Raw genomic sequence first — 2,871 nt, 5'->3', positions numbered from 1 at the left:
CGCGCTCTGGGGCGCTCGCTGCGCCGGCGCACCGGGGAGGCCGCGAGCGCGGTGCAGCGCTTCACCGAGGAGGCGGCCACGCAGGTGCGCGCGAGTGTGCGCGAAGCCAAGCGTGTGCTCGAGGCTGCCCGCGCGCGGGTGCGAGACATCGCGACGCAGGCTCAGCGTCAGGCGCTCGAAGGCCTGGCAGAGACCGTAACGCTCGCCGAGCGCGTGGTGGCACAGATTCGTCAGCGCTTTGCCGACGAGAAGATCGCAGACCGCGTGGTTTCCTTCGCCGACCCCGATGCACGACCGGTGCGTCGCGGCAAGCGGGCGCGACCGAACGAGTTCGGCTATGTGGTTCAGGTGGCCGAAGTGACCGAGCACACGCGGCGCGGAGCGCGCGGCTTGATTCTACCGCCGAAACTGCGACCGGGCTCGACGAACGAGAACACGCTGCTGCCCGAGACCATGGCCGAACTCGAGCACCTGAAGATCTCGCTGCGGGAGGCCGCCTTCGATGCCGGCTTCCACCCCGAGAGCACCCAGCAGGCCTTGAGCCGGGTGGGCGCCGACACCTTCATCGTCGGCACGCCTCACCCCGGGTCGCGGCGCACCCGACGCCGACTCGCCCGCTACCGGGTCGGCAACGAGGGGCGCATTGCCCACCTCAAGCGGGAGTTCGGGGCGGGACGCAGTCGCCTGCGCGGCACTACCGGAGCGCAGATCTGGGAGGGCTGGGCCGTGCTCGCCTACAACCTCGACACTCTCGCGAGAAAAGCAGCTACCGCGAGCGCGTCACACCAGCAACATCGCGCCAGCCGGTGATGATGTAGGAAACCAGAACACCTGGAGGCGTATCCACCTGCACCAATCGCCGAGTCGGCGAGCTACGACTCGCGCCGCTCCCTCTCAATCCCCATTCTTCCGGGGGAAGTAGCTAGACTGGGGATATGGGCAAGAGACCGCGGTCACGTCGCGGGCGTGAGTCCTACCCCGGAATCGCCCGAAACAGCTCCAATCCCCGCTCGAACCGCCGCCCGATCTCCGCTACGACGGGCTGGAGCCCCCGGGCCGAGAGCGTCGGGTCCGCCGCGACCGTCTCCCGCGCCAACCGGTGGGCCGTCGCGAGCAGGTCCCCGTCCTTGGAGAAGTCCGCGTAGCGCAGCGCCACCGGCCCCGCCTGCTTCGCCCCGACCAGCTCCCCGTGCCCGCGCTCCGCCAGGTCCAGCTCCGCGATCTTGAACCCGTCGAGCGTTTCGGCGAACCGCTTAAGTCGCTCGCGGCTCCCTCCTCCCGGCAGCAGGATACAGTGGCTCTCCGACGCCCCGCGGCCGATGCGCCCGCGGAGCTGGTGCAGCTGCGCGAGCCCGAAACGCTCCGGATGCTCGATCACCATCACCGTCGCGTTAGGCACGTCGATCCCGACCTCGATGACCGTCGTCGCCACGAGGACGTGAACTTCGTTGGCGCGGAACCGCCGCATCACCCGGTCGCGCTCGTCGGCGGGCAGGCGGCCGTGCACCAGCCCGACGCCGAACTCGGGGAACACCTCTTTGGCCAGCAGCTCCGCCATCTTCGAGGCCGCCTTGAGGTCCAGCTTCTCGGTCTCGTCGATCACCGGATAGACGACGTACACCTGGCGGCCGGCCGCCATCTCGCTGCGCATGAAGTCGTACACGCTCGCGCGCGAGCGATCCTCACGGATCGCGGTGCGGACCTTCCCGCGTCCCGGCGGCAGCTCGTCGAGCTGCGAAACGTCGAGATCGCCGTACATCGCGAGCGCCAGCGTGCGCGGGATCGGCGTCGCCGAGAGAAGGAGCACGTCCGGTCCCTGCTCGGCGTTCTTCTGCGCCAGGAGCGCCCGCTGCGCCACGCCGAACCGGTGCTGCTCGTCGATCACCGCCAGGCCGAGCTTCCGGAAGGCCACGTCCTCCTGTATGAGCGCGTGGGTCCCGACCACGAGCGGCGAGGCGCCGCTGGCAAGGCGCTCGCGAATCGCCGCCTTCTCCCCCGCCGCCAGCCGGCCGATCAGCAGCTCGGGCACCATGCCCAGCGGCGCGAGCAGCTTCTGGAGCGTCGCCGCATGCTGCTCGGCGAGCATCTCGGTCGGCGCCATCATCGCCGCCTGGTAGCCGTTCTCCACCGCGAGGAGCATCGCGAACAGCGCCACGACCGTCTTGCCCGAACCGACGTCGCCCTGGAGCAACCGGTGCATCCTCGTCGCCGACGTCTGATCGGCTACGATCTCCTTGATGCAGCGCTTCTGCGCCTTGGTCAGGTCGAACGGGAGGTTCTCGCGCAGCCTCGTGGTCAGGTCTTTCCTCACCTCGAAGCTGATCCCGGCGCGCGAGCGCTTGGCCAGCCAGCGCGCGCGGGCCAACACCAGCTGGAGCAGCACCAGCTCCTCGAAGGCGAGGCGCCGCCTTCCCTCCTCCGCCTCTTCGATCCTCGACGGCCGGTGCACCATCCGGAGCGCCTCCGGCAGCGACGTCACGGCCGCGGCCTGACGCCAAGCGGCCGGCAGCTCCTCGGCCACCAGCGGCAGCAACGCGCCGAGGTGGTTCTCGTAGAGCGTCCGCATCTGTCGGACCGTGAGACCCTCAGTGACCGGATACACCGGCAGGACGATCCCGCGGGCGGGAGCCTGCTCCTCTTCGCCGCCCAGGACGATCCACTCGCGCGGCTGGAGCTGCTTGCCGTGGAAGTGCTTCATCGGCCCGGTGGCGAGGAGCAGCATGCCCTTGGTGATGCTGCGCTCCAGGAACGGCCTCCCCGGCCACCCACACTCCAGCATCCCGCTCTCGTCCTGGAGGACGCACTGGAAGACGCGAAGTCCCCGGCGCGTGGGGATCACGGCGGTCGAGATGACGCGGCCCACGACCGTCA

The 2,871-nt window shown here is 69.8% G+C and carries 2 protein-coding genes; one reads left to right on the top strand and one right to left on the bottom strand.

The features are described 5' to 3' along the window. The coding region (locus tag Q8Q85_01895) for a hypothetical protein (GenBank protein MDP3772997.1) at positions 1-810 on the top strand (810 nt) is incomplete at its 5' end. A 163-nt stretch (positions 811-973) separates the two neighbouring features. On the opposite strand, the gene recG is transcribed toward Q8Q85_01895, so the two are convergent. Further along, positions 974-2,871: ATP-dependent DNA helicase RecG (recG, locus tag Q8Q85_01890; protein MDP3772996.1), on the bottom strand; the 1,898-nt coding region annotated here is incomplete at its 5' end.

Source organism: Gemmatimonadales bacterium, assembly GCA_030697825.1.
Lineage (GTDB): Bacteria > Gemmatimonadota > Gemmatimonadetes > Gemmatimonadales > JACORV01 > JACORV01.
The sequence above is the reverse complement of the archived record's forward strand: the minus strand, read 5'-3'. Positions and strand labels throughout refer to the sequence as shown.